Source organism: Amycolatopsis sp. NPDC114478 (assembly GCF_055633805.1).
Window position 1 is genome coordinate 17,620 of sequence record NZ_JBVKDO010000043.1, and the last position, 23,292, is coordinate 40,911.

Genomic DNA, 23,292 nt, shown 5'->3' on the forward strand with positions numbered 1-23,292 from the left:
CCGAACGGCGGCCGCCGCCGGGGGCTGCCGCGCTGCCGGTAGGTTGGCCCCAGCGTTGCCGTGCACGAGAAAGGGCCTGGTGTGGAGCCGGACAGCATCGAGTTCCCCGAGATCACCCCGCCCGACGACCACGCCCGGTCCGACGCGATCGCCCTGCACGACAAGCTGGTCAAGCCGGCCGGGTCGCTCGGCCGGCTCGAAGAGCTGGGCGTCTGGATCGCGGCCTGCCAGGGCCAGTCGCCGCCGCGGCCGTTCACCCGCCCGCGCGTGATCGTGTTCGCCGGCGACCACGGGATCGCCGCGAAGGGCGTTTCCGCCTACCCCGCCGAGGTCACCGGGCAGCTGCTCGGCACCATGCTGACCGGCGGGGCCGCGATCAACGTGCTGGCCGCCGCCGCGGGCGCGAGCGTCCGCGTGGTCGACATGGCCGTGGACACCGAAGCGCCCGCGACCCGCTCGATCGGCGAGTTCAAGGTCCGCCGCGGCTCCGGCTCCATCGATGTCGAGGACGCCCTGAGCGCCGACGAGGTGCAGAAGGCCGTCCGCGCCGGGATCGCGATCGCCGACGCGGAGGTCGACGGCGGCGCCGACCTGCTCATCCCCGGCGACCTCGGGATCGGCAACAGCACGCCGGCGTCGGTGCTGGTGGCCGCGCTGACCGGCAGTGAGCCGGTCGCGGTGGTCGGCCGCGGCTCCGGCATCGACGACGACGCCTGGATGCGCAAGGCCGCCGCGGTGCGCGACGCGCTGCGCCGGGCCCGCGCGGTCCTCGCCGACCCGATCGCCCTGCTGCGCACGACGGCGGGCGCGGACATCGCGGCGATGGCCGGGTTCCTGGCGCAGGCCGCGGCCCGCCGGACGCCGGTGGTGCTCGACGGGCTCGTCGCGTGCGCGGCGGCGCTCGTCGCCGAAGACCTCGCGCCGGGCGCGCGCCGCTGGTGGGTCGCCGGGCAGCGGACGGCCGAACCGGCCCACTCGCTCGCGCTGGAGCACCTGGACCTGGGCCCGCTGCTGGAGCTGGACGTCCGCCTGGGCGAAGGCACTGGCGCGGTGACGGCGTTGCCGCTGCTGATGATGGCCGCCCGCGTCCTGGCCGAGACCGCGACCCACGAGCAGGCCGGCGTCTCCGGCCCGGTCATCCCGGCCACCGCCACCTGACCCGACGGAAAGAGGCCCCCGCGGGAACGCGGGGGCCTCTTCGCGAAGCCGCTCAGCCGAGCGGGACCATCCAGTGGTCGACGTCCGGGTGGGTGCCTTCCTGGATACCGGTGAGCTCCTCGCGCAGCTTCATCGTCAGCGCACCCGGCTGCCCGTCGGCGATGGTGAACTCGCCACCTGTGTGCTTGACGTGCCCGACCGGCGTGATCACCGCCGCCGTGCCGCAGGCGAACGTCTCGGTCAGCTCACCCGAGGCCGCCGCCTTCTCCCACTCGTCGGTGGAGATCCGGCGCTCCTCGACCTTGTACCCGAGCCGGGAAGCCAGCTGCAGCAACGACTTGCGCGTCACGCCGGGCAGCAGCGAGCCGGTCAGCTCGGGGGTGACCACCCGGGCGTTCTCGCCGGAGCCGAAGACGAAGAACAGGTTCATCCCGCCCATCTCCTCGACCCAGCGCCGCTCGACGGCGTCGAGCCAGACCACCTGGTCGCAGCCCTTTTCGACGGCCTGCGCCTGCGCGACGAACGACGCCGCGTAGTTGCCGGCGCACTTCGCCGCGCCGGTGCCGCCGGGGGCCGCGCGCACGTACTCCGTCGACAGCCAGACGCTCACCGGCTTCACGCCGCCGGAGAAGTACGAGCCCGCCGGGGACGCGATGACCGTGTACACGTAGTCGGCGGCCGGGCTGTTGACGCCGAGCCCGGTGGACGTCGAGATCATGAACGGCCGCAGGTAGAGCGAGTCACCCTGGCGGGTGGGCACCCACCGGCCGTCGACGGCGATGAGCTCCCGCAGCGACTCGACGAAGACCTCCTCCGGCAGCTGCGGCATGGCGAGCCGCTCGGCCGACTGCCGGAACCGCGCCGCGTTGGCGTCCGGGCGGAACGACGCGATCGAGCCGTCCGGCTGGCGGTAGGCCTTGAGACCCTCGAAGATGGCCTGGCCGTAGTGCAGCACCGACGTCGCCGGGTCGAGGGTGAACGGGGCGTAGGGGCCGACCTGGGCGTCGTGCCAGCCCTCGGTCTTCGACCACTTGACGGTCACCATGTGGTCGGTGAAGTACAGCCCGAAACCGGGCTTCTCGAGTACCTCCGCGACACGGTCCGCGCTCGCAGGACTCGGGTGCGGGACATGGGCGAACTGCGTCGTGGTCGTCATGGCTAGACGATACCGCTTGGTCGGAGGCGCGTTAGTCGGATGTCCCACTGTTCCGGGTCCCCCGCGCCCGGAGCGTGACGGCTCTAGGATGACACCGTGACCTACCACTCCACGGAGCCGGTGCCCCGGCCCAAGACCGGCGGGGCCGACGTCAAGACGTTCGTCACCGCGGTGCTGCTGACCTTCGGCGTCGGCCTGCTCGGCATGGTCGGCTGGGCCGTCCTCAGCAGCGGCTTCGGCGGCTTCCTCGGCCTCGTCGCCGGCGTCTTCGGCGTCGTGTGGTGGCGGAGCGTCCACGGCAAGAAGGTGTTCCCGGCGGTGATCCCGACGAAGTCGGTCGTCATCCTCGCGGTCGTCAACGCGGTGCTGGCGCTGATCCTTCTCCTGACCGCGGGCTGAGCTCGGGCGCCGGCCAGCCCTCGTCCGGGCGGAAGTCGGTGTCCGTCCCGTCGAACGGGTAGGCGCCGCGGTCGGCCAGCGCGCCGATCCGCTCACCTTCCGCGCGCAGCCGGTCGAACTGCTCGAGCGTCAGGCGCCCGACCTCGATGGCGGCCTCGGCCTCGTCCTCGTCGTCCCAGCGCCACGTGCCGTCGCGCTCGACGACGACGTCGAGCACGCCGTCGATCCGGTCGACCGCGCCGGCGGTGCGGCCCAGCGGGATTTCGAGGTTGACGTACCAGTTCTTGAACCGGCCTTCGAGGTCGAAGAACCACCAGACCGACGACCACTCGTCTTCGGGGATCCGGCGCAGCGTCGACGCACCGTGCCAGAAGTCCGGCACCGGCACCCGCGGGATGCGGAACCGCTGGTCCAGCGGGGCGTCCCGCATCAGGCGGCCGTCGGCGAGCCGGCTGCCGATGATGGGCGTGCCCGCCGGGAGCCACGCGCGCAGCACGCGGCCGTCGTCGTCGAGGACGCGCAGCGGGTGGACCTGGCCGATCGAGCCGTCGGGGCGGTGGAACCGCTCGACCACGGTCTCCCCCGGCCGCCAGCGTCGATCACTCACGCGACCCACTGTACCTGCGCGCGCGTACGCCCAGTAGCAGCTCGATCACGGTCGCCAGGCCGGCGGCGACGAGGACCGGCCACACCGGCAGCAGGTACGCGGCGAGCACGGCGGCGAGGCGGGCCACGAGCCCGGGCGTCCCGGTCCGCGTCCGGACGTCGCCGCCGGCGGCGAGCGCGGGCACCACGGTCGCGACCACGGCGACGGCGGTGAGCAGCGGCTGCAGCGCGTCGGCGTCGGCAGCGGACAGCAGATCCCGCAGCGACGTCGGGGAAAGCCCGAGCCGGACCGGGCCGAGCTGGTAGAGCGCGGCGAAGGCGACGAGCACCGCGACCGCGCCGAGCAGCAGGACGCGCCGGCCGGCGTTCTCCCGCCGACCCGGCCGCAGGAACGGGAGGAAGACCACCGCGGCGACCAGCACGCCCGCGAAGTCGGGCGGCTGCGGACCGCCGCCCGCCGTCGCCACCGGTGTCACGGCGACGCACAACGCGACGAGCACGAGACCCGACAGCAGCAGGAGCGCGCCGGCGATCCGTACGACGATCGTCGGGATCTCGAACCCGGTGAACCCCACGCCGGTGACCACGACGACGAACGCCGCGGCCACTGCCTCGCGGTGCGAGGGGAAGACGTAAGCGCCGAACGCGACCGCGTAGACCGTCACCTCCGCCAGCCGCGCCACGGCCACGACGACCCGGTCCACCAGGGCATCCGCCGGTTCCGGCACCCGCGCCGACACGCCCGCGGCGATCGCCGCGAGCACCAGCCCGGCGAGCAGCCACCAGCCCGCGCCCGCCGCTCCGGCCGCCAGCGCCACCAGCAGCCCACCGCCCAGCCGCACGCGGCCCCTCCTCGCCCTCTGTTCACCCCTGCTTCCGTCGTCATTAGCATGGCTCACGATCCCGACCGGGCCGGCGCCCGGTACCACCGCGAACGCGCGAGGAGCCAGAAGTGACCGTGCCTAAGCTCGCCCTGTCCGACAACACCGGGGAGGCACTGGCCAAGACGCGCGCCGACGTGGTCGTCATCGGCACCCTGGCCGGCGAGGACGGCCCGCTTCTCGCCGACGGCGCCGCCGCCGTCGACGCCGCCTTCGACGGCCGGCTCGCCGGCCTGCTCGCCACCCTCGGCGCGAGCGGCAAGGCCGAAGAGGTCGTCAAGATCCCGACGCTGGGCAAGCTGGCGGCCGGCGTCGTCCTGGCCGTCGGCCTGGGCAAGGCCGGCGACGGGGTCACCCCCGAGCAGGTCCGCCGCGCCGCCGGTGCCGCCGGCCGCGCGCTGGCCGGCACCGACCGCGCGTTCGTGACGCTGTCGGAACTCGACCTGCAGGCCGCCGTCGAGGGCACCGTCCTCGGCTCCTACGTCTTCACCGCCTACCGCTCGGAGAAGGGTGACGCACCCGTCGCGAAGGTCGACTTCGCGAGCCCGGCCGACGGCACCGCCCGCGAGCACAAGGCGACGCTGAAGGCCGCGACCAGCATCGCCGAGGCCGTCCTCACCGCCCGCGACCTGATCAACACCCCGCCGAACGACCTCTACCCGGCCTCCTTCGCCGACCGCGCGAAGAAGCTGGCCGAGGACAACGGCCTCGAGTTCGAGGTCCTCGACGAGAAGGCGTTGAAGCGCAAGGGTTTCGGCGGCATCCTCGGCGTCGGCGGCGGCTCGTCCCGCCAGCCGCGCCTGGTGCGCATCGGCTACAAGCCGGCCAAGGCCGCCAAGAAGGTCGCCCTCGTCGGCAAGGGCATCACGTTCGACTCGGGCGGCATCTCGCTCAAGCCCGCCGCGAACATGGACCACATGACCTCGGACATGTCCGGCGCGGCCGGCGTGCTCGCCTCGGTCGTCCTGGCCGCCAAGCTGAAGTACCCGCTCGAGGTCGTCGCGCACATCCCGCTGGCGGAGAACCTGCCGTCCGGGACGTCGTACCGCCCGGGTGACGTGCTGACGATGTACGGCGGCAAGACCGTCGAGGTCCTCAACACCGACGCCGAAGGCCGGCTCGTCCTGGTCGACGCGATGGTCCGCGCGGCCGAGGAGAACCCGGACTACCTGATCGAGACCTCGACGCTGACCGGCGCCCAGGTCGTCGCGCTCGGCAACCGCACCGCCGGCGTCATGGGCTCGGACGACTTCCGCGACCGCGTCGCCGCGATCATGCAGGCGACCGGCGAGAACGGCTGGGCGATGCCGCTGCCGGAGGAGCTGCGCGCCGACCTCGACTCGCGCCTGGCCGACCTGGCCAACGTGACGGGCCACCGCTGGGGCGGCATGCTCGCCGCCGGCATCTTCCTGCGCGAGTTCGTCGCCGACGGCCTCGACTGGGTCCACATCGACATCGCGGGCCCCTCGTTCAACACCGGTTCGCCGTGGGGCTACACCGGCAAGGGCGGCACGGGCGTCCCGGTGCGGACGATCGCCGCGGTCCTGGCGGACATCGCCGCCAACGGCTGACGCGCTTTTCCGAAGGGGGCTCCCGCCGCGGCGGGAGCCCCCTTCGGTGTGATCACCAGGCTGATCTTCGACAAGCAGGCGGAGCCGGCGAAGGTCCACCCGGGGACGAAGCAGGCCCTCGGTTAGGGTCGCCGAGTGGAGCCCGGCGAATACCTCGAAGCGGCGGTCAGGGACGTCCTGACCGCCGCTTCGTCCACTGTGGACGACCAGGTCGGGTACGCCGCCTTGCTGCTCGCCGTCACCGGCGCGCTCGACGAGGCCGACCGGCTGGTCGAGCAGTGGCTGGCCCGCGCGGAACGCCCGGTGACGGCGTTGGCGCCCGACCCGGTGCGGGCCCGCGCGTGGGCGATGCTGTTCGAGGCACGGGGTGGACGTCCGGCGTGGGCCGAGGGGTTGTCCCCGCTGGACCTCGACGCCGAGGAGCGCGCGCACGCGGTGTCGCTGCGCCGTCCGGTGTCCGATCTGGAGGGTGTGCTCCCGCCGGGTCCGGTCGCGGAGGTGGTCAAGCACGTCGCGCCCACGCGCCCGGATCGCGTCCGCGGCGCCCTCGCCGACGGTGACCTCGCCCGGTGGGCCGAGCTGGCCGGGCCGCGGCCGGACGTCGCGTCGCTGGCGGCGACGCGGGCGCTGGCCCCGGCGCTGGTGGCGGGCGCGGACCCGCTCGGCCTGCGCGACTGGGCGCCGGCGTGCGCGGGTGCGCTGGTCGCGGCGCTGCACGAGCGGTACCCGCCGGACCTCGGGACCTGGCCGGAGCTGATCGCCTCGATCATGCGGCTGCGCGAGACCGGAACCGCGCCGCCCCCGGCGTCGGAGGCGGCGATCCGGTCGGCCGAGCTGCGGCTGGGCGTCGAACTGCCACCCGACCACCGCGAGTTCCTCCGCACCTGCGACGGCCTGCCCGCCGACGTGGTCTTCCCCCGGCTACTGGGCACGGCGGAGTTGCGCGTCGAAGGCGGCGTCGTGGTGCTTTCCGAACCGGCGGTGCTGCTGCTGTCGACGGGGCACGTGGTCGAGGTGGACCCGGTGCTCGGCACGACGGTCCACCCGTCGTTCCGCGCGGCGCTGGTCAAGCACGCCGCACTGCTCGCCCAGGCAGGCTAGGTTGGGCCCGGTGACCACCCTCAGCGCGGAGACGATCACCCCGGCCAACGTCGCCGCCGCGTGCCAGCTGGCCGTCGAGCCGCACCAGCGGAAGTTCGTCGCGCCGGTCGCGGTTTCGCTGGCCGAGGCGTACACGCAGCCCGCGGTCGCCTGGCCACGGCTGGTCCTGGACGACGGCGAGCCGGTCGCGTTCGTGATGGGTGCCTTCGACCCGGGTGCCGAGCTGGACTTCTTCCGCTGCGGGATCTGGCGGCTCAACGTCGGCGCGGGCGTGCAGGGCCGCGGCTACGGCCGGTTCGCCGTGGAGACGGTCCTGGAGGAGGCCCGCCGGCGGGCCAACACGAGCGCAACGGTGCTCTGGATCCCGGCCGAGGGCGGGCCGGAGGAGTTCTACCTCAAGCTTGGCTTCAAACCGACCGGCCAGACCTTCAACGGCGAGGTCGTCGGCCGGATCGAGCTCTAGACCTGGCCGCGCTTCTTGCGCTCGGTGTACTCCCGCATCCGCTTCGGGTAGCCGACCCGCGCGACCTCGTAGACCGGGATCGACCGGCGGTGGCCGAACTGCTGGGCGGCCTCCAGGCTGCCGATGCGGCGCCGGGTCCACTCGCCGTCGTGGGCGATCAACACCACAGTGGTCTCGGTGACGTTCGTCTTCGGTTCGACGAAGGCCTCGACACCCCGGCGGGAGGCCACCCACTCCTCCAGGTGCCGGGTGTCCTCGGAATTGGCTTTCCGCAGCGTACCGGCCCGTTGACCACCCTTGGCCCGCCTGCGCAGCGAGTCGAAGAGCCCCACCACGACCACCTCTCCTCCCGAGACCTACCCCACTCATTATCCCGATGTCCACGTGTGGTCGGCGTCGCACACCCGGCTAGGTCGCAGCCCCGTCCGGCGTAGTGACAAGATGGCGGATGTCGCGCGCGCGGTTATACCGGGCGGACGCGGCGACAGAGCACCACCCCACTGCTTGCCGAGGAGTTATACAAGTGACCGACACCTCCGCCGACCTCGTGATCCTGGGAGGCGGATCGGGCGGCTACGCCGCGGCTTTCCGCGCGGCCGAGCTGGGCCTTTCCGTCACGCTGATCGAGAAGGACAAGCTGGGCGGGACCTGCCTCCACCGGGGCTGCATCCCGACCAAGGCCCTGCTCCACGCCGCCGAGGTCGCCGACGAGACCCGCGACGCCGAAGCCGTCGGCGTCAAGGCCGCCTTCGAAGGCATCGACATCGCCGGGGTCAACAAGTACAAGGACGGCATCGTCGCCCGGCTGTACAAGGGCCTGCAGGGCCTGGCCAAGGCGCACAAGGTGAACCTGGTCGAGGGCAGCGGCACGTTCGTCGGCGGCACGACCGTCGAGGTGGACGGCACCCGCTACACCGGCAAGAACGTCATCCTCGCCACCGGTTCGTACTCGCGCACGCTGCCCGGCCTGGAGCTGGGCGGGCGCGTCATCGCCAGCGAGCAGGCCCTCGCCCTGGACTACGTCCCCAAGAAGGTCGTGGTGCTCGGTGGCGGTGTGATCGGCGTCGAGTTCGCCAGCGTCTGGGCCTCCTTCGGCGTCGACGTCACCATCGTCGAGGCGCTGCCGCGGCTGGTCCCGAACGAGGACGAGTTCGCGTCCAAGCAGCTCGAGCGCGCCTTCCGCCGCCGCAAGATCGCCTTCAAGACCGGCGTGAAGTTCACCGGCGCGAAGCAGGACGAGAACGGCGTGAGCGTCTCGCTGGAGTCCGGCGAGACGATCGAGGCCGACCTGCTGCTGGTCGCCGTCGGCCGCGGGCCGAACTCGGCGGGCCACGGCTACGAGGAGGCCGGCGTCAAGATCGAGCGCGGCTTCGTCCTCACCGACGAGCGGCTGCGCACGAACCTGCCGAACGTCTACGCCGTCGGCGACATCGTCCCGGGCCTGCAGCTCGCGCACCGCGGCTTCCAGCAGGGCATCTTCGTCGCCGAGGAGATCGCCGGGCAGAACCCGCGCGTCATCGACGAGAGCGGCATCCCGCGGGTCACCTACTCGCACCCGGAGGTCGCGTCGGTCGGGCTGACCGAGTCGCAGGCGAAGGACAAGTACGGCGCCGACGTCACGACGTTCACCTACGACCTCGGCGGCAACGGCAAGAGCCAGATCCTCAAGACCTCCGGCGGGGTCAAGCTGGTCAAGGCCCCGGACGGCCCGGTCGTGGGCGTCCACATGGTCGGCGACCGCGTCGGCGAGCTGATCGGCGAAGCGCAGCTGATCTACAGCTGGGAGGCGTTCCCCGAGGACGTCGCGCCGCTCATCCACGCCCACCCCACCCAGACCGAGGCCCTCGGTGAAGCGTTCCTCGCCCTCGCGGGGAAGCCGCTGCACGTGCACAGCTGACGTCCCACCAGCAGAATCCAGACCACGCAGAACTTGGAAGAGGAGTCAGCGAACGATGGCCTACTCCGTCACATTGCCGGAGCTCGGGGAGAGCGTCACCGAAGGCACCGTCACCCGGTGGCTTAAGCAGGAGGGCGACACCGTCGAGGTCGACGAGCCGTTGCTCGAGATCTCGACCGACAAGGTCGACACCGAGGTCCCCTCTCCCGTCGCGGGCACGGTCGTGAAGATCAGCGCCGCCGAGGACGAGACGGTCGAGGTCGGCGCCGAGCTGGCCGTGATCGACGACGGTTCCGGCGGCGCGCCCGAGTCCTCCGCCCCCGCGCAGGAAGAGCAGAAGTCCGAGCCGGAGCCCGAGCCCGAGCAGCCGTCCGAGCCGGCGCAGTCCGAGCCGCAGGTCGCCGACAGCGCGCCGAGCAAGCCGGACACCGCGCCGGCCGCCGGTGGCGAAGGCACCGAGGTGAAGCTGCCCGAGCTGGGCGAGAGCGTCACCGAAGGCACCGTCACGCGCTGGCTGAAGGCGGTCGGCGACTCGGTCGAGGTCGACGAGCCGCTGCTCGAGATCTCCACCGACAAGGTCGACACCGAGGTGCCGTCGCCGGTCGCCGGCACGGTGCTGGAGATCCGCGCGGGCGAGGACGAGACCGTCGAGGTCGGCGGCGTCCTGGCGGTCATCGGTGACGCGAACGCGGCGCCGAAGGCCGAGTCGAAGCCCGAGCCGAAGCCGGAACCCAAGCCGGAGCCGAAGCCCGAGCCGGTTCAGGAGTCCAAGCCCGAGCCCAAGCCGGAACCGAAGCCCGAGCCGCAGGCCGCGCCCGCGGCGAAGGCGGCCGAGGCGGCCCCGGCCGCCGCGGCGAAGGACGGTTCGGCGGACGGCCCGTACGTCACGCCGCTGGTCCGCAAGCTGGCGACCGAGCACGGCATCGACCTCGCGTCGCTGTCCGGCAGCGGCGTCGGCGGCCGGATCCGCAAGCAGGACGTCCTGGCCGCGGCCGAGGAGAAGCAGAAGGCGGCTGCCCCGGCTCCCGCCGCTGCCGCTCCGGCCGCCGCTGCCGCCCCGTCGGCGCCGGCCGCGCGTCCCGCGGCCCCGGTGTCGCCGGAGCTCGCCGCGCTGCGCGGCACGGTCCAGAAGGCCAGCCGGATCCGCCAGATCACGGCCACCAAGACCCGCGAGTCGCTGCAGATCGCCGCGCAGCTCACGCAGGTCCAGGAGGTCGACGTCACGAAGATCGCCAAGCTGCGCCAGCGCGCGAAGGCGGCCTTCAAGGAGCGCGAGGGCGTCAACCTGACGTTCCTGCCGTTCTTCGCGAAGGCCACGGTCGAGGCGCTCAAGCAGCACCCGAACGTCAACGCGTCCTACAACGAGGACACGAAGGAGATCACCTACCACGGCGCCGTGCACCTGGGCATCGCGGTGGACACCGAGCGCGGGCTGCTCTCGGTCGTGATCCACGACGCGGGCGAGCTGAGCCTGGCCGGTCTCGCGCACCGGATCGCCGACCTGGCGGGCCGCGCGCGCTCGGGCCAGATCAAGCCGGACGAGCTGTCGGGCGGCACGTTCTCGATCACGAACATCGGCAGCGTCGGCGCGCTGTTCGACACGCCGATCATCGTGCAGCCGCAGTCGGGCATCCTCGGCACCGGCGCGGTCGTCAAGCGCCCGGTCGTGGTCGCGGACGCCGACGGCAACGACACGATCGCCGTCCGGTCGATGGCGTACCTGCCGCTGACCTACGACCACCGCCTGGTGGACGGGGCCGACGCGGGCCGCTTCCTGACGACGATCAAGCAGCGCCTGGAAGAGGGCAACTTCGAGGGCGAACTCGGCCTCTGAAGGCACCACTGACGAAGGCCGCCACGGACTTTCCGTGGCGGCCTTCGCCGTGTCCGGGAGTGCGGTCGCGCAGCGGATGCGCAACGATCGGAGCATGCGAGTACTCATCGCCGGAGCGAGCGGCTTGATCGGGTCGGCGCTGGGCGAGCGCCTGCTGGGCGACGGGCACGAAGTCCGCCGTCTGGTGCGCCGGGAAGCGCGCGGTGGCGGGGAATTCCGCTGGGACCCGCCGTCGGGGACCATCGCCGACGGCGCGTTCGAGGGCGTGGACGCCGTCGTGAACCTGGGCGGGAAGCCGTTGTTCCCCGGGCGGTGGAGCGCGATGCGCAAGCAGCAGCTCACCGACAGCCGGGTCGAGCCGACCGAGGTGCTCGCCGAAGCCGTCGCCGAACACGGGGTCGGCGTGCTGGTCAACGCTTCCGCCGTCGGCTACTACGGCCACACCCACGAGTCCACAGTGGACGAATCGGCTCCGCGCGGGCGCGGGTTCCTCGCCGAACTCTGCGAAGCCTGGGAAGCCGCGACGGCGCCGGCGGGTGACGCGCGGGTCGTGCACATCCGGACCGGGCTGGTGCTTTCGGCGAAGGGCGGCCTCTACGGCACGCTGCGGCCGCTCTTCCGGCTGGGCCTGGGCGGGCGGCTCGGCGACGGCCGCCAGTACATGCCGTGGATCTCCCTCGACGACGAGGTCGGCGCCATCGCCCACGTCCTGGCGAACGACCTGTCCGGGCCGGTGAACCTGACCGGGCCGGAGCCGGTGACCAACGCCGAGTTCACCCGCGCGGTCGGCCGCGCGCTGCACCGCCCGGCGCCGTGGTGGGTGCCGGGCGTCGCGCTCAAGGCCGTGCTCGGCCAGGCCGGCGAAGAGATGGCGTTGTTCGGGCAGCGGGCCGTCCCGGCCGCGCTGGAACGGTCCGGCTACGCGTTCCGGCACCCGACGCTCGACCGCGCGCTGGCAGCGGCATGAGCGTCCCGCTGCAGCGCTGGCTGGTCGTCGGCGGAGTGTTCTTCGCCGCGTTCGTCCTGCTCGGGCTGAGCGTGGCGCGGCAGCCGCTGACCCTCGACGTCGAAGTCGCGAACGCGCTGCGCGGCGTGTACGCGGAGCCACTGGGCCGGGTCGCGCAGATCGGCAGCGACGTCCTCGGGCCGGTGCTCCCCTTCGTCCTGGGAGCCGCGCTGCTGGCGCTGGCGCTGCGCCGCCGGCAGCACTTCGGGTTGTGCGTGCGGCTCGCCGTGGTGCTGCTGCTGTGCCGGCTGACGAGCCTGGTGTTCAAGCCGATCTTCCTGCGGGAGCGCCCGCGCGACTACCCGGACCTGAGCTACCCGAGCGGGCACGTGGTGTCGGTGGCGAGCACCGGGTTCGTGCTGCTCCTGCTGTGCGCGTGGGTGTGGCCGCGGGTGGTCCGCCGGGTGGCGGCAGCCGTCGCGGTCGCCGTCGTGCTGTCCGCCGCCTGCCGCGTCGTGCTCGGCGTGCACTGGGTCACCGACACGATCGGCGCAGTGCTCGCGGTGACCGGTGTCGGGCTGCTCTCAGCGTGCGCCTTGCGGCTGCTTCCCCCGGGTGACGGGCGTAGCCTCGACGAGTGAGTTCTTCCCGCACCACTTGCCGCGCCAGCACCGAGCCCGTCGACGTCCGGGAGCTCGGCACGATCGACTACACCGAAGCCTGGGAGCTCCAGCGGACCCGGCTCACCGAGCGCGCCGACGGCACCGCGCCGGACACGATGTTCCTGCTGCAGCACCCGTCGGTGTACACCGCGGGCAAGCGCACCGAGCCGGCCGACCGCCCGGCCGACGGCACCCCGGTGATCGACGTCGACCGCGGCGGCAAGATCACCTGGCACGGCCCGGGCCAGCTGGTCGGCTACCCGATCGTGAAGCTCGGCGACCCGATCGACGTCGTCCACTACGTGCGGCGGCTGGAGGAAGCGCTGATCCACGTGTGCGACCAGCTGGGCGTGCACAGCGGCCGGGTGGAGGGCCGCAGCGGCGTCTGGATCCCGGCCGACGACCGCGGCATCGAGCGCAAGATCGCGGCGATCGGCATCCGCGTCCAGCGCGGCGTGACGATGCACGGCTTCGAGCTGAACTGCAACGCGGACCTGTCGGCGTTCGACACGATCGTGCCGTGCGGCATCCGCGACGCGGGCGTGACGTCGCTGTCGTACGAGCTGCAGCGGGACGTGAGCGTGGAAGCGGTCTTGCCCTTGGCCCGCGACGCGGTTTTGGCGGCGCTGGAAGGCGAGCTCCCGGTGAGCGAGGACCGCTGGCTCCCGCGCCCGGAGGCCCCGAAGGCGGCGGGCGTCACCTTCGCCCTGCAGAACTGACGGAAACGGGCGCCTCCCGCGGGAGGCGCCCGGTCCGCGTTCAGTCCAGCTGCGGCGCGACCTCGGAAGCGACCAGTTCGATCTGGTCCAGGTCCGACAGGTCCAGCAGCTGCAGGTAGATCCGGGTGATCCCGGTCTTCTCCCGCCACTGCCCGATCCGGTGGACGACCTCGGCGGGCGTCCCGGCCAGGCCGTTCGCCCGCAGCTCGGTGACATCGCGGCCGACCGCCGACGCCCGGCGCGCGACCTCATCTTCGGAGCGGCCGACGGCGATGGTCAGCGCCACCGACCGCAGGATCTCCTTGGGGTCGCGGCCGATCTCCGCGGCCGCTGCGTCGACGCGCGCGAACTGCGCGGCCGCCGCCTCGGCGTCGACGAACGGCAGGTTGAACTCGTCCGCGAACCTGGCCGCCAGCTGCGGGGTGCGCTTCTTGCCCTGGCCGCCGACGATCACCGGCGGCGCCGGCGACTGGGCGGGCTTCGGCAGGGCCGGCGAGTCCGACAGCGAGTAGTACTCGCCCTTGAACGAGAACGTCGAGCCGACCGGCGTCTTCCACAGCCCGGTGATGATCTCGAGCTGTTCGGCGTAGCGGTCGAAGCGCTCCTTCAGCGGCGGCAGCGTGAGGCCGTACGCCTCGTGCTCGGCGTCGTACCAGCCGGAGCCGAGGCCGAACTCGACGCGGCCGCCGGACATCTGGTCGACCTGGGCGACCGAGATGGCCAGCGGGCCCGGGTGCCGGAACGTCGCCGCGGTGACGAGCGTGCCGAGCCGGATCCGGCTGGTCTCGCGAGCCAGGCCGGCGAGGGTGATCCAGGCGTCGGTCGGGCCGGGCAGGCCGTCGGCCGCGCCCATCTTCAGGTAGTGGTCGCTGCGGAAGAAGGCGTCGTAGCCGGCGGCTTCGGTCGCCTTGGCGACGCGCAGCAGGTCGTCGTAGCTGGCCCCCTGCTGGGGCTCGGTGAAGATCCTCAAGTCCACGAAAGTCAGCCTATAGAGACGTCGGGCTCCGTGCGCCGCAGCCGTACCAGCATGCGGACGATGACGTCCTCGATCTCGGCGCCGACCTTCTTCGGGTCCGGCGAACTGGCGATTTCGGTTGCCGCGCTCGACAGCGCGCCGAACAGCAGCCGCGCGGTCACCTCGACCGGCACGGGTTCGACCTCGCCCGCGTCGATCAGCGACTGCAGGCCGGACCGCACGAGCCCGAAGCTGCACCGCTCCTCGGCTTCGCGCCAGCGTTCCCAGCCCATGACGACCGGCGCCTCGTGGATGGCGATCCGCTGGTAAGCGGGGTCGAGGCAGGCGCGGATGAACGCGTTGAGGCCGCCGAGGGCGCGTTCCCACGGGGAGCCCTCGCCGGTCATGATCTTGTCCAGGCGGTCGTAGACGAGGCTTTCGACCTGGTCGAACGCGGCTTCGAAGAGCGCCTGCTTGCCGCTGAAGTGGTGGTACAGCGCGCCTTTCGTGACGCGGGCGCGTTTGGCGATCTCGTCCAGCGAGGTACCCGCGTAACCGCGTTTCGTGAACAGTTCCACCGCGCTGTCGACCAGCGCCGACCGCGTCGACTCGGAGTAGTCGAGTCGTCTGGACCTCATTGTCGCCACCTTCACAACCTTACGCCCGGAGGATCTCTCCGTACTCATGGTATGTTCGCGTCGTCAGGTCCGTACCGGGAGTATGCCGCAGACCCGCGGTATGACCCGGGCCACGGAAGGGGAGCCACACCATGAGCTGGACAGACTTCTACCGACGCCAGGAAATCCTCGAAGCCACCGTCCGCCTGGCGGGCCGCAACCCGGCCGCGCCGCTGCCGCTGGAGGAGGTCCCCGGCGCCGAAGAGCACTTCGGCACCGAGGAGAACGTCCTGCTGGCGCTGCAGTACCAGTGGACGCGGACGCTGAGCGGCCGCCTGCGCGCCGAGGTCACCGACCCGGACGACGCCGACGGCCTCGGCGACCACGTCGACGCCGTCACGCGTGCGTGGCGCTCCGCCGTCGACGAGCACGAGACGCTGCGCGCGGTGCTCGACGGGGCTTACGAGCGGCACGCGTCGCTGCGCCGCATGCACGAAGGCGAGCTGCGGATGCTCGCCGTCACGGCCGGACTGGCCGACCCGCGCGAGCCGGGTGAAGAGATCGCCAAGGTGGGTTACGCGCTCGAGGCGCTGCTGCGCACGAGCCGTGAAGAGCCCGCCCGCCGCCGTCCCGTCATGGGACACCTGCGGCGTCTGCTCGCGCCCTCGGCGTGAACAGGGTTTAGTGAGCGCATGACGGAGCGCTGGACCGACGCCGACATCCCCGACCAGACCGGCCGGACCGTGCTGGTCACCGGGGCGAACTCGGGGCTCGGGCTGCGCACCGCCGAGGTGCTCGCGAGCAAGGGGGCTCGCGTGCTCCTCGCCTGCCGCTCCGCCGAACGCGGGGCGAAGGCACTGGACATCGTCAAGACGGCCGCCGCGGGCGCCGAGCCCGAGCTCATCCCACTGGACCTGAGCGAGCTCGCCTCGGTGCGCGCGGCCGCCGCGTCGACCCGGGAGCTGACCGGTGACGCCCTGGACATCCTGGTCAACAACGCCGGTGTGATGGCGACCGCCCGCGGCCGCACCGCCGACGGCTTCGAGCTGCAGTTCGGCACCAACTACCTCGGCCACGCGGCGCTGACGTGGCTGCTGATGCCCGCCCTGCGCGGCCGGGTCGTCACGCTGTCGAGCCTGGCCGCCGTCGGCGCCCGCATCCACCTCGACGACCCGAACGGCGACCACCGCCGCTACAACGCGGCCGCCGCGTACGGGCAGTCGAAGCTCGCCGACCAGGTGTTCGCGCTCGAGCTGGACCGCCGCCTGCGCGCGGCCGGCTCCGACGTGATCAGCGTCGCCGCTCACCCGGGCTACACCGCGACGGGTCTCGGCAGCGGCATGGCTCGCTCGTATTCGAACCCGGTGGTGCGCTCGCTGATCGCCGGCGGCCACCGCGCCGGCGAGCTGCTGTTCGCCCAGAACACCCGCGTCGGCGCCCTCCCGCAGCTGTACGCGGCGACGGCGGACGGCGTCGAAGGCGGCAGCTACTTCGGCCCCCGCGGCCTCGGCAACCTGCGCGGATACCCGGCTCGCGTGCCGACGGTGGCCGCGGCGCGCAGCGAGTCGCTGGGGTCGGCACTGTGGGAGCTGACGGCGGGCTTGACCGGCGTCACCCCCGACCCCGCGTAGCCCGGACGGGCGTACGGTTGGGGACGTGAGTGCTGCGCCTGAAGGCCGGAAGCTGCTGCGTCTCGAGGTTCGCAACAGTGAGACGCCGATCGAGAAGAAGCCGTCGTGGATCAAGACGCGGGTGCGGATGGGACCGGAGTTCACCGAACTCAAAGGTCTCGTGCGTCGCGAGGGTCTGCACACGGTGTGCGAAGAGGCCGGGTGTCCCAACATCTACGAGTGCTGGGAAGACCGCGAAGCCACGTTCTTGATCGGTGGGGACCAATGCACGCGGCGGTGTGACTTCTGTCAGATCGACACCGGTAAGCCCGCCGCTCTGGATCGGACTGAGCCGCGGAAGGTGGCGGAGTCCGTGCAGGCGATGGGGTTGCGGTATTCGACGGTCACCGGCGTGGCCCGTGATGACCTTGAGGATGGCGGCGCTTGGCTGTATGCCGAGACGGTCCGGCAGATCCACGCGCTGAACCCCGGCACGGGTGTTGAGTTGCTGATCCCGGACTTCAACGCGGATCCGGCGCAGCTGGCTGAGGTGTTCGGGTCGCGGCCGGAGGTCCTTGCCCACAACGTGGAGACGGTGCCGCGGATCTTCAAGCGGATCCGTCCTGGTTTCCGGTACGCGCGGTCGCTGGAGGTCATCACGAAGGCGCGTGAGGCCGGGTTGGTGACGAAGTCGAACCTGATCCTGGGGATGGGTGAGACGCCGGATGAGGTGGCTCCGGCGATGCAGGATCTGGTCGACGCGGGGTGTGAGATCTTGACGATCACGCAGTATTTGCGTCCTTCTGCTCGGCATCATCCGGTGGATCGGTGGGTGAAGCCGGAGGAGTTCGTCGAGCATTCGAAGGCTGCGGAGGCGATGGGTTTCGCGGGTGTGATGGCGGGTCCGTTGGTGCGGTCGTCCTACCGCGCGGGACGGCTCTACGCCCAGACCAAGGCGCACCGCGGCGAAGTCCTCCCGGAGAACCTGGCCCACCTGGCCGCCGAAGGCCCGGCCGCGCAGGAAGCGGCGTCGCTGCTGGCGCGGTGACGCACGTCACCCCATGGTCCTTAAAGGATCGGTAAAGTGGGTGGCATGGCCCTGGTTTCGGACCTCCTCAGCTGGTTGCAAGGACTCCCGGAACCGGGCCTCGTCGCGGCGACCGGCGGCCTGGTGTTCGCCGAGTGCACGATCGGGCTGGGTTTCCTGGCGCCGGGCGAATCCGGCCTGCTGATCGCCGCGACGACGGCGAACACCGTCGCCCGGTTCGTGGTGCTCTGGCTGGTCGTGACGCTCTGCGCGACCGCGGGCGACGCGCTCGGCTACGCGATCGGCCGCCGTTTCGGGCCACGGCTGCGCGAGACGAAGCTGATCCGCAAGTACGGCCTCGACGCCTGGGACAAGGCGACGTCGGTGCTGGAACGCCGGGGCGCGTGGGCGGTGTTCTTCGCCCGGTTCCTGCCGGTGATCCGCACGCTGACCCCGGCGGCGGCGGGCACCTCGGGGCTGCCGTTCCGCAGGTTCCTGCCCGCCGCGGCGGCGGGCGCGTTCTGCTGGTCACTGGTCCACATCAGCATCGGCGCGGCGTTGGGCGAGGCGGCGAAGCGGATCGAAGGCGCGCTGAACACGGGCGGCTTGATCGTGGTGGGCGTGCTCGCCGCGGTAGCGGTGTTCTTCTTGCTGCGCTTGAAGAAGCGGAAGGTATCGGCGGCTTCGGACCGCGAACCCGAGCGAGTCCCGTGACTCCCTGAGGGTGCGACCCGGGCCGCACCCTCCCGGCGTCGACGGCGGGCGCGCGCCGCCTTGCCGGTGGCCCAGCCGAGCGCCGGCAGCGCCCCACCGGCGACGAGCGGCCAGGTTCCCTTACCCGGCGCCGAAACCGGCGCCGCGGCCAAGTCGTAGCCACCGAGCTTGCCCTGCGCCCGGTAAGCCGAGCCGGGCAGCTTGTCGCCGTACAGCCCGTGCACCAGCCGCTGGTACGCCGCCACCGGCACGCACTCGCCGACCCGGGTCGTTGAGCGCCGGCACGCGGCCGCCGCGCACCCGGTACCACGCGTTGACCTGCGGCTCGGTGAACACCAGGTCACCGCCCGCCTGCGCCGGGTACGTCAGCTCCTCGGTGCCCGTCGTGAAGGTGGTCGCGGTCCAGCCGTCCGCCGCGCGCGCCACCCACACCGTCGCCTGACGGCACGTCGAGGCGGCCGTCCGCACCGCGTAGTACGCGAACGTCGCCGGCGCCGCACCCGGCGTCCCGGCGCGCGCCACGCCCGCCCGCCGGTCGAGCTGGCCGTAGAACGCCGAAAGCTGGGGCTGCGCCGCCCGGACCGCCGCGACGACGTCATCGGCGGGCGAAGACGCAGCCGAAGCCTGGCCGCCGCCGGCGGTCCAGTAGATGCCCGTCTCGATCGGGCGGCGCGCGCCGATCTCCGTCTGCACCGACGCCAGGCTGAGCGCGCCGGTCACCGTGCCCGGCCGCAGCCCGAGCACCTGGTAGCCGCGCGAGTAGTCGCAGAAGGTGTTCTGGCTGACGCTCGTGCCGTAGCCGAGGAACCGCGCGATGGTCAGGCCGCTCGCGGCCCAGCGCGCCATTGCTCGTCTGAAGTGCATTCGTTGCTCCTCGTCGGCAACAGGTGGGGACTCGTAATCCCAGCGGGGACAACACCGGCGTTGTGCCGCCTATCGAGCGGGCGCGAGCCCGCACCACCGCGCGAAGTGCGGATTCCGTTGCCGCGACGCGGTGTGCGCGGCTTTCGCGCACCGGAACACCTCGTCGGTGGTCGGCGTCCGCGCGTCGTCCTCGCGCGTCGCGAACAGCAGCGTCGTCCACAGCGGGTCGCCGCGCAGGGGCAGCGCGACCAGCCCCGGCGGTGGCGCCGACGCCGCCTGCGCGAGGCAGACCGCGCCCTGCGCGATGAGCGTCCCCGCGGTGCCCGCCTCCGACGTGAAGTGCCGCACGCGCGGGCTGAACCCGGCCGCCGCGCACGCCTGCAGGAACCGCACGCGCACGCAGTTTTCGTGCGGGGGCGGGAGGATCCAGTCGCAGCCGGCCAGGTCGGCGAGGTCGACGACGCCGTCGCGGATCGCCGGGTGTCCCTCGGCGATGCCGACGAAGATCGGCTCGGTGGCCAGCGTCCGGACGGTCAGGCCGGCGAAGTGGTGTGCTTCGGTGCCGTCGAACCGTTCGAGCAGCGCGACGTCGACCCGGCCGGTCGAGAGCAGCTTCAGCAGCGTCAGCGACGCCGGTTCTGCGTACGTCTGGACGTCGAGCTCCCGCTCCCCCAGCTCCTCGATGAACCGGCCGATGATGAGCAGCGGCACGTACCCGATCCGCAGCGTCTCCGGCCCGCTTTCGCCGTGGCGCCGCGCGGAAGCGACGAGCGCCTGCATGTCCGACAGCAGCGCGTCGGCGCGGGCGAGCACGAACCGGCCGAGCTCCGTCGGGCGGACGCCGCTGGGCCCGCGCACGAACAGGTCGCCGCCGAGGATCCGCTCGATCCGCTTGAGCTGCGCGGTGAGCGCGGGCTGGCTGACGCCCAGGACGGTCGCGGCACGGCTCACGCTGCCGCCGTCCGCGACGGCGCGGACGGCCCTGAGATGGCGCAGCTCCAGCTCGGCCACGCCCAGCAGGCTAACGCCGTCTTCACGACCCGCACGACCTGCGAAAGTCGGGCTTACTACATTCGGCGGTATGAGTCTCGCGGATCTTCCCCGGCCGATCGGGTTCGTCCTCGGCGGGGGCGGCAGCCTCGGCGCCATGCAGGTCGGCATGCTGCGCGCGCTCGCCGAGGCCGGGCTGTCACCCGATCTGGTGACGGGCACGTCGGTCGGCTCGCTCAACGCGGCGGTGCTCGCCCTACCTGGCGGCGACCCGTTGCCGCGCCTGCACGACATCTGGGCGCACATGACGCGCGCCGAGGCGTTCCCCGGCGGCGTGCTGAGCCGCGTCCGGACGCTGACGCAGAGCAAGACGCACCTGTTCCCCAACAGCGGCCTGACCGGGATCATCGCCGACCACCTCGGCGCCGGCACCCGGTTCGAGGACCTGGCGCTGCCGCTCGGCGTCGTCACGACGCAGGTCGACACGGCCGAGCCGCTGCTGATCCGGTCCGGGCGGCTGCTCGAGCCGCTGCTGGCCAGCTGCGCGATCCCGGGGATCTTCCCGCCGGTGGAGCACGACGGGCGGTTGCTGTACGACGGCGGGCTCGTCGCGAACGTGCCGATGCGCCAAGCGCTGGCGATGGGCGCGAAGTCGCTGGTGGTGCTCGACTGCGCGTTCCCGGGGAAGCTGCCGGAGGCGCCGCGGACGTTCGCCGAGGTGATGATGTTCACCGCGATGATCAGCATGCGGAACCAGGCGGTGCTGGAAGCGCCGGTGGCGGCGGGCTCGGTGCCGGTGGTGTACCTGCCGGGGCCGGCACCGGTACGTGTGAACCCGCTCGATTTCGGGCACACCGAAGCACTGGCGGATGAGGCGTACTCGGCCGCCCGCGAGTTCCTCGACGGGATCTCGGTGAGCGGGCCGGGACTGTACGGGGCTCCAGGCCTCGTCGTCACGTGATTCGCGTCACGCCGATGCACCGATCCGCCGGGAAGAACGTCATCGCTATCGCGTAGTTTTGAACGACGAATGCCCGCCGACCCCAATTCCCAAAAAGAGATAATATGCCCCCCAAGAAGATTTTACTTTCGGTGGCCGGAATCCTCGCCGGAGCACTGCTGGCTTCCGCTTGCTCGTCCGGTGACGACGGCGGCTCACCCGGCGGCGGGGCGCCCGTGTCCGGTTCCGCGTCGGCGGCGGCGAACCCGGTCGCCGTGTCGTTCGAACCCGCGGGCGGCGCGGGAGTGAACCCGGCGACCCCCATCGTCGTCAAGGTGGCCAACGGGAAGCTCCTCGACGTCACGGTGACCAACACCGCGAAGGGGACGAAGGTCGGCGGCAACCTCGCGGCCGACGGAGCCAGCTGGACCTCGACCGAGCCGCTCGGCTACGGCGCGACGTACAAGATCGTCGCGCACGCCCAGGGCGCCGACGGCAAGGCGGTCGAGCAGGACAACCAGATCAGCACGATCGCGCCGAAGAAGCAGGCGAACGCCAACCTGATCCCGGCGCCGTCCGCGGTGGCGAGCACGGGCGTCGGCGTCGGCCAGCCGATCGTGTTCAGCTTCGGCAAGATCGCCGTCAAGAACAAGGCGGCGGTGGAGAAGGCCCTGACGGTCGAGTCGACGCCGAAGCAGGAGGGCAGCTGGTACTGGATCGACGACTCGAACGTCCACTACCGGCCGAAGGAGTACTGGAAGGCCGGCACGACGCTGAAGGTGACGGCGAAGATCTACGGCGTCGACTTCGGCGGCGGGGTGTTCGGCGCGGAGGACCGCACGGAGACGTACAAGGTCCACGACTCCTGGATCGCGAAGGCGGACGGGAACACCGAGCAGATGCAGATCTTCCACAACGGCGCGATGGTCAAGTCGATGCCGATCTCGATGGGCAAGGACGCGACGCCCACCCACCTGGGCGCGCACGTCATTTCGGACAAGCAGGCCAACTACACGATGGACTCGTGCACGTACGGGGTCTGCCCACCGGACCCGAAGGCGTACCGGTCCAACGAGAAGTGGTCGGAGCGGATCTCCAACGACGGCGAGTTCGTCCACGAGAACCCGAACAGCGTGGGGCAGCAGGGAAGTTCGAACGTGTCCCACGGCTGCATCAACCTCAACGGGGCGAATGCCCAGTGGTTCTTCCAGAACATGGGCCTGGGGGACGTCGTGGAGGTGACCAACTCGGGCGGGCCGCAGCTGCCGGTGTGGGACCTGTACGGCGACTGGACGAAGTCTTGGGCTGATTGGCAGGCCGGGTCGGCGGTGAAGTAGCCGCTGGCTGGTTGGTCGTTTGGTCGGCGGGAGGGCCGGGGCTCGGTTGGAGCTCCGGCCCTTTTTCGTGCCTGGAGTGGGGAGTGAGTGGACCGCTCGCGGGCGAGGTGGGCACGAACGGTCCATTCGCCCTGGCGCGGGGAGTGAGTGGGGCGTTCGCGCGGGCGAGGTGAGCGCGAACGGTTCCGTTCGCGCTGCGGGCCGCTCTTGGTGCCGGGCGTGCGCGGTAGGGGTGGGCCGCTCGCTCTCGCCGAGGCGAGGCTCTCCGCACTGCGCCGACGCGGGTCGCTTGCACTCGTGCCCAAGCGGGTCGCTCCGTACTGCGCCGACGCGAGTCGCTTGCACCGCGCCGAAGCGGATCACTTCGCACTGCGCCGACGCGAGTCGCTCACACTGCGCCCGAGGCGAGTCGCTCCACTGCATCGAGGCGAGTCGCTCGCACTGCGCCGAGGCGGGTCGGCCGTTGGCTGCCGGCGGGCCAGCGGCCTTCGCACGGCCGGTTTCCCTTCGGCTTGCCACGGCGCGAACGGTCCGCTCGCGCCGGTGGCGCCTCAGTCTGGCGGCCCTGATGTAAGGCCAGGTGCACAGCGAACGGACCGGTCACTGCGACTGGAGTTCCGATCGGTGGCGCCATCGAGGCCCGCCGGCTTCGCGCGACCGTTCGTGCCGGCGGGAAGTTGGCCGTAGGCATGAAAAAGGGCCTGGGCCGGAAGACTCGCGTCTCAACCGGGCCCAGGCCCTTCCCCAAAGAAAGTTCGGCGGTGTCCTACTCTCCCACAACCCTTCGGTTGCAGTACCATCGGCGCTGTCAGGCTTAGCTTCCGGGTTCGGAATGGGACCGGGCG

General features: G+C 72.0%; 24 protein-coding genes and 1 rRNA gene. 16 read left to right on the top strand and 9 right to left on the bottom strand.

The annotated features are described in order from the left end of the window. Positions 1 to 81: 81 nt before the first annotated feature. Positions 82 to 1,158 (top strand): nicotinate-nucleotide--dimethylbenzimidazole phosphoribosyltransferase, encoded by a 1,077-nt coding sequence (gene cobT / locus ACZ7OH_RS50670; RefSeq protein WP_470287514.1) that lies wholly within the window; start codon positions 82 to 84, stop codon positions 1,156 to 1,158. A 52-nt stretch (positions 1,159 to 1,210) separates the two neighbouring features. On the opposite strand, the gene ACZ7OH_RS50675 is transcribed toward cobT, so the two are convergent. Next, a complete protein-coding gene (locus ACZ7OH_RS50675; RefSeq protein ID WP_470287515.1) occupies positions 1,211 to 2,314 on the bottom strand; it encodes a branched-chain amino acid aminotransferase in 1,104 nt (367 codons plus the stop codon). 96 nt (positions 2,315 to 2,410) lie between these two features. Between ACZ7OH_RS50675 and ACZ7OH_RS50680 the strand changes: the two genes are divergently transcribed. After that, positions 2,411 to 2,713, top strand: coding sequence for a hypothetical protein (locus ACZ7OH_RS50680; RefSeq protein WP_470287516.1), 303 nt, complete (start codon positions 2,411 to 2,413; stop codon positions 2,711 to 2,713). Here the strand turns inward: ACZ7OH_RS50680 and ACZ7OH_RS50685 are convergent. Then, positions 2,670 to 3,320: a DUF402 domain-containing protein gene (locus ACZ7OH_RS50685; RefSeq protein ID WP_470287517.1), complete on the bottom strand. Its 651-nt coding sequence runs from the start codon at positions 3,318 to 3,320 to the stop codon at positions 2,670 to 2,672. The genes ACZ7OH_RS50680 and ACZ7OH_RS50685 overlap by 44 nt on opposite strands. Then, a complete protein-coding gene (locus tag ACZ7OH_RS50690) occupies positions 3,313 to 4,161 on the bottom strand; it encodes a hypothetical protein (RefSeq protein ID WP_470287518.1) in 849 nt (282 codons plus the stop codon). The genes ACZ7OH_RS50685 and ACZ7OH_RS50690 overlap by 8 nt, the downstream gene beginning before the upstream one ends. A gap of 110 nt (positions 4,162 to 4,271) precedes the next feature. On the opposite strand from ACZ7OH_RS50690, the gene ACZ7OH_RS50695 reads away from it, so the two are divergent. From ACZ7OH_RS50695 to ACZ7OH_RS50705, 3 genes are all read left to right on the top strand, one after another. Further along, the gene (locus ACZ7OH_RS50695; RefSeq protein ID WP_470287519.1) at positions 4,272 to 5,771 is read left to right on the top strand and encodes a leucyl aminopeptidase; all 1,500 of its coding nucleotides are present in this window, start codon (positions 4,272 to 4,274) and stop codon (positions 5,769 to 5,771) included. 135 nt (positions 5,772 to 5,906) lie between these two features. After that, complete coding sequence (locus ACZ7OH_RS50700) at positions 5,907 to 6,872, top strand: SMI1/KNR4 family protein (RefSeq protein ID WP_470287520.1); 966 nt, start codon at positions 5,907 to 5,909, stop codon at positions 6,870 to 6,872. A 10-nt stretch (positions 6,873 to 6,882) separates the two neighbouring features. Continuing rightward, positions 6,883 to 7,335: a GNAT family N-acetyltransferase gene (locus tag ACZ7OH_RS50705; protein WP_470287521.1), complete on the top strand. Its 453-nt coding sequence runs from the start codon at positions 6,883 to 6,885 to the stop codon at positions 7,333 to 7,335. Here the strand turns inward: ACZ7OH_RS50705 and ACZ7OH_RS50710 are convergent. Beyond that, positions 7,332 to 7,676 carry an oxidoreductase gene (locus tag ACZ7OH_RS50710; RefSeq protein WP_400888727.1) on the bottom strand — a complete coding sequence of 115 codons (345 nt, stop codon included), beginning with the start codon at positions 7,674 to 7,676 and terminating at the stop codon, positions 7,332 to 7,334. The two genes, ACZ7OH_RS50705 and ACZ7OH_RS50710, sit on opposite strands and share 4 nt — an antisense overlap. Positions 7,677 to 7,858: 182 nt before the next feature. Here ACZ7OH_RS50710 and lpdA point away from each other — a divergent pair, with 182 nt between their 5' ends. From lpdA to lipB, 5 genes are all read left to right on the top strand, one after another. Beyond that, positions 7,859 to 9,232, top strand: a complete 1,374-nt coding sequence (lpdA, locus tag ACZ7OH_RS50715) for a dihydrolipoyl dehydrogenase (protein ID WP_470287522.1) — start codon at positions 7,859 to 7,861, stop codon at positions 9,230 to 9,232. 55 nt (positions 9,233 to 9,287) lie between these two features. Further along, positions 9,288 to 11,066 carry a 2-oxoglutarate dehydrogenase, E2 component, dihydrolipoamide succinyltransferase gene (gene sucB, locus ACZ7OH_RS50720; protein ID WP_470287523.1) on the top strand — a complete coding sequence of 593 codons (1,779 nt, stop codon included), beginning with the start codon at positions 9,288 to 9,290 and terminating at the stop codon, positions 11,064 to 11,066. 94 nt (positions 11,067 to 11,160) lie between these two features. Then, positions 11,161 to 12,033, top strand: coding sequence for a TIGR01777 family oxidoreductase (locus ACZ7OH_RS50725; protein WP_470287524.1), 873 nt, complete (start codon positions 11,161 to 11,163; stop codon positions 12,031 to 12,033). Continuing rightward, positions 12,030 to 12,653 carry a phosphatase PAP2 family protein gene (locus ACZ7OH_RS50730; RefSeq protein WP_470287525.1) on the top strand — a complete coding sequence of 208 codons (624 nt, stop codon included), beginning with the start codon at positions 12,030 to 12,032 and terminating at the stop codon, positions 12,651 to 12,653. Before ACZ7OH_RS50725 ends, ACZ7OH_RS50730 begins: the two co-directional genes overlap by 4 nt. After that, a complete protein-coding gene (gene lipB / locus ACZ7OH_RS50735; protein ID WP_400888713.1) occupies positions 12,650 to 13,393 on the top strand; it encodes a lipoyl(octanoyl) transferase LipB in 744 nt (247 codons plus the stop codon). The genes ACZ7OH_RS50730 and lipB overlap by 4 nt, the downstream gene beginning before the upstream one ends. A 40-nt stretch (positions 13,394 to 13,433) precedes the next feature. Here the strand turns inward: lipB and ACZ7OH_RS50740 are convergent, their stop codons facing one another. Both ACZ7OH_RS50740 and ACZ7OH_RS50745 read right to left on the bottom strand, forming a co-directional pair. Continuing rightward, complete coding sequence (locus tag ACZ7OH_RS50740; RefSeq protein ID WP_470287526.1) at positions 13,434 to 14,369, bottom strand: LLM class F420-dependent oxidoreductase; 936 nt, start codon at positions 14,367 to 14,369, stop codon at positions 13,434 to 13,436. Between the two features lie 5 nt (positions 14,370 to 14,374). Further along, entirely contained in the window at positions 14,375 to 14,986 is a 612-nt protein-coding gene (locus ACZ7OH_RS50745; protein WP_155541882.1) for a TetR/AcrR family transcriptional regulator, read from the bottom strand. Positions 14,987 to 15,117: 131 nt separating this feature from the next. On the opposite strand from ACZ7OH_RS50745, the gene ACZ7OH_RS50750 reads away from it, so the two are divergent. The 4 genes from ACZ7OH_RS50750 to ACZ7OH_RS50765 are packed head-to-tail and all read left to right on the top strand — an operon-like array spanning position 15,118 to position 18,316. Beyond that, positions 15,118 to 15,639, top strand: a complete 522-nt coding sequence (locus tag ACZ7OH_RS50750; protein ID WP_470287527.1) for a hypothetical protein — start codon at positions 15,118 to 15,120, stop codon at positions 15,637 to 15,639. A gap of 18 nt (positions 15,640 to 15,657) precedes the next feature. Further along, positions 15,658 to 16,596 carry an oxidoreductase gene (locus ACZ7OH_RS50755; protein WP_470287528.1) on the top strand — a complete coding sequence of 313 codons (939 nt, stop codon included), beginning with the start codon at positions 15,658 to 15,660 and terminating at the stop codon, positions 16,594 to 16,596. Positions 16,597 to 16,621: 25 nt separating this feature from the next. Further along, positions 16,622 to 17,623: a lipoyl synthase gene (gene lipA, locus ACZ7OH_RS50760; RefSeq protein ID WP_470287529.1), complete on the top strand. Its 1,002-nt coding sequence runs from the start codon at positions 16,622 to 16,624 to the stop codon at positions 17,621 to 17,623. A gap of 45 nt (positions 17,624 to 17,668) precedes the next feature. Beyond that, the gene (locus ACZ7OH_RS50765; RefSeq protein WP_470287530.1) at positions 17,669 to 18,316 is read left to right on the top strand and encodes a DedA family protein; all 648 of its coding nucleotides are present in this window, start codon (positions 17,669 to 17,671) and stop codon (positions 18,314 to 18,316) included. A 120-nt stretch (positions 18,317 to 18,436) separates the two neighbouring features. Here the strand turns inward: ACZ7OH_RS50765 and ACZ7OH_RS50770 are convergent, their stop codons facing one another. Together ACZ7OH_RS50770 and ACZ7OH_RS50775 are read right to left on the bottom strand one after the other, a co-directional pair. Next, on the bottom strand, positions 18,437 to 19,180 hold the full coding sequence (locus ACZ7OH_RS50770) for a hypothetical protein (protein ID WP_470287531.1): 744 nt from the start codon (positions 19,178 to 19,180) through the stop codon (positions 18,437 to 18,439). 69 nt (positions 19,181 to 19,249) lie between these two features. After that, positions 19,250 to 20,191, bottom strand: a complete 942-nt coding sequence (locus ACZ7OH_RS50775) for a LysR family transcriptional regulator (RefSeq protein WP_470287532.1) — start codon at positions 20,189 to 20,191, stop codon at positions 19,250 to 19,252. A gap of 70 nt (positions 20,192 to 20,261) precedes the next feature. Here ACZ7OH_RS50775 and ACZ7OH_RS50780 point away from each other — a divergent pair, with 70 nt between their 5' ends. Both ACZ7OH_RS50780 and ACZ7OH_RS50785 read left to right on the top strand, forming a co-directional pair. Beyond that, positions 20,262 to 21,131, top strand: coding sequence for a patatin-like phospholipase family protein (locus ACZ7OH_RS50780; RefSeq protein ID WP_470287533.1), 870 nt, complete (start codon positions 20,262 to 20,264; stop codon positions 21,129 to 21,131). Between the two features lie 104 nt (positions 21,132 to 21,235). Then, the gene (locus tag ACZ7OH_RS50785; RefSeq protein ID WP_470287534.1) at positions 21,236 to 22,447 is read left to right on the top strand and encodes a L,D-transpeptidase; all 1,212 of its coding nucleotides are present in this window, start codon (positions 21,236 to 21,238) and stop codon (positions 22,445 to 22,447) included. A gap of 753 nt (positions 22,448 to 23,200) precedes the next feature. Here ACZ7OH_RS50785 and rrf read toward each other — a convergent pair. Then, positions 23,201 to 23,292 (bottom strand): 5S ribosomal RNA (gene rrf / locus ACZ7OH_RS50790); the annotation flags it as partial.

Bases quoted from the DNA above. Each gene is read 5' to 3' on its own strand.
- ACZ7OH_RS50755 (WP_470287528.1), top strand. From the start codon at position 15,658: ATGACGGAGCGCTGGACCGACGCCGACATCCCCGACCAGACCGGCCGG.
- ACZ7OH_RS50745 (WP_155541882.1), bottom strand. From the start codon at position 14,986: ATGAGGTCCAGACGACTCGACTACTCCGAGTCGACGCGGTCGGCGCTG.
- ACZ7OH_RS50765 (WP_470287530.1), top strand. From the start codon at position 17,669: ATGGCCCTGGTTTCGGACCTCCTCAGCTGGTTGCAAGGACTCCCGGAA.
- ACZ7OH_RS50770 (WP_470287531.1), bottom strand. From the start codon at position 19,180: ATGCACTTCAGACGAGCAATGGCGCGCTGGGCCGCGAGCGGCCTGACC.
- ACZ7OH_RS50780 (WP_470287533.1), top strand. From the start codon at position 20,262: ATGAGTCTCGCGGATCTTCCCCGGCCGATCGGGTTCGTCCTCGGCGGG.
- ACZ7OH_RS50730 (WP_470287525.1), top strand. From the start codon at position 12,030: ATGAGCGTCCCGCTGCAGCGCTGGCTGGTCGTCGGCGGAGTGTTCTTC.
- ACZ7OH_RS50675 (WP_470287515.1), bottom strand. From the start codon at position 2,314: ATGACGACCACGACGCAGTTCGCCCATGTCCCGCACCCGAGTCCTGCG.
- ACZ7OH_RS50785 (WP_470287534.1), top strand. From the start codon at position 21,236: ATGCCCCCCAAGAAGATTTTACTTTCGGTGGCCGGAATCCTCGCCGGA.
- ACZ7OH_RS50725 (WP_470287524.1), top strand. From the start codon at position 11,161: ATGCGAGTACTCATCGCCGGAGCGAGCGGCTTGATCGGGTCGGCGCTG.
- ACZ7OH_RS50750 (WP_470287527.1), top strand. From the start codon at position 15,118: ATGAGCTGGACAGACTTCTACCGACGCCAGGAAATCCTCGAAGCCACC.
- sucB (WP_470287523.1), top strand. From the start codon at position 9,288: ATGGCCTACTCCGTCACATTGCCGGAGCTCGGGGAGAGCGTCACCGAA.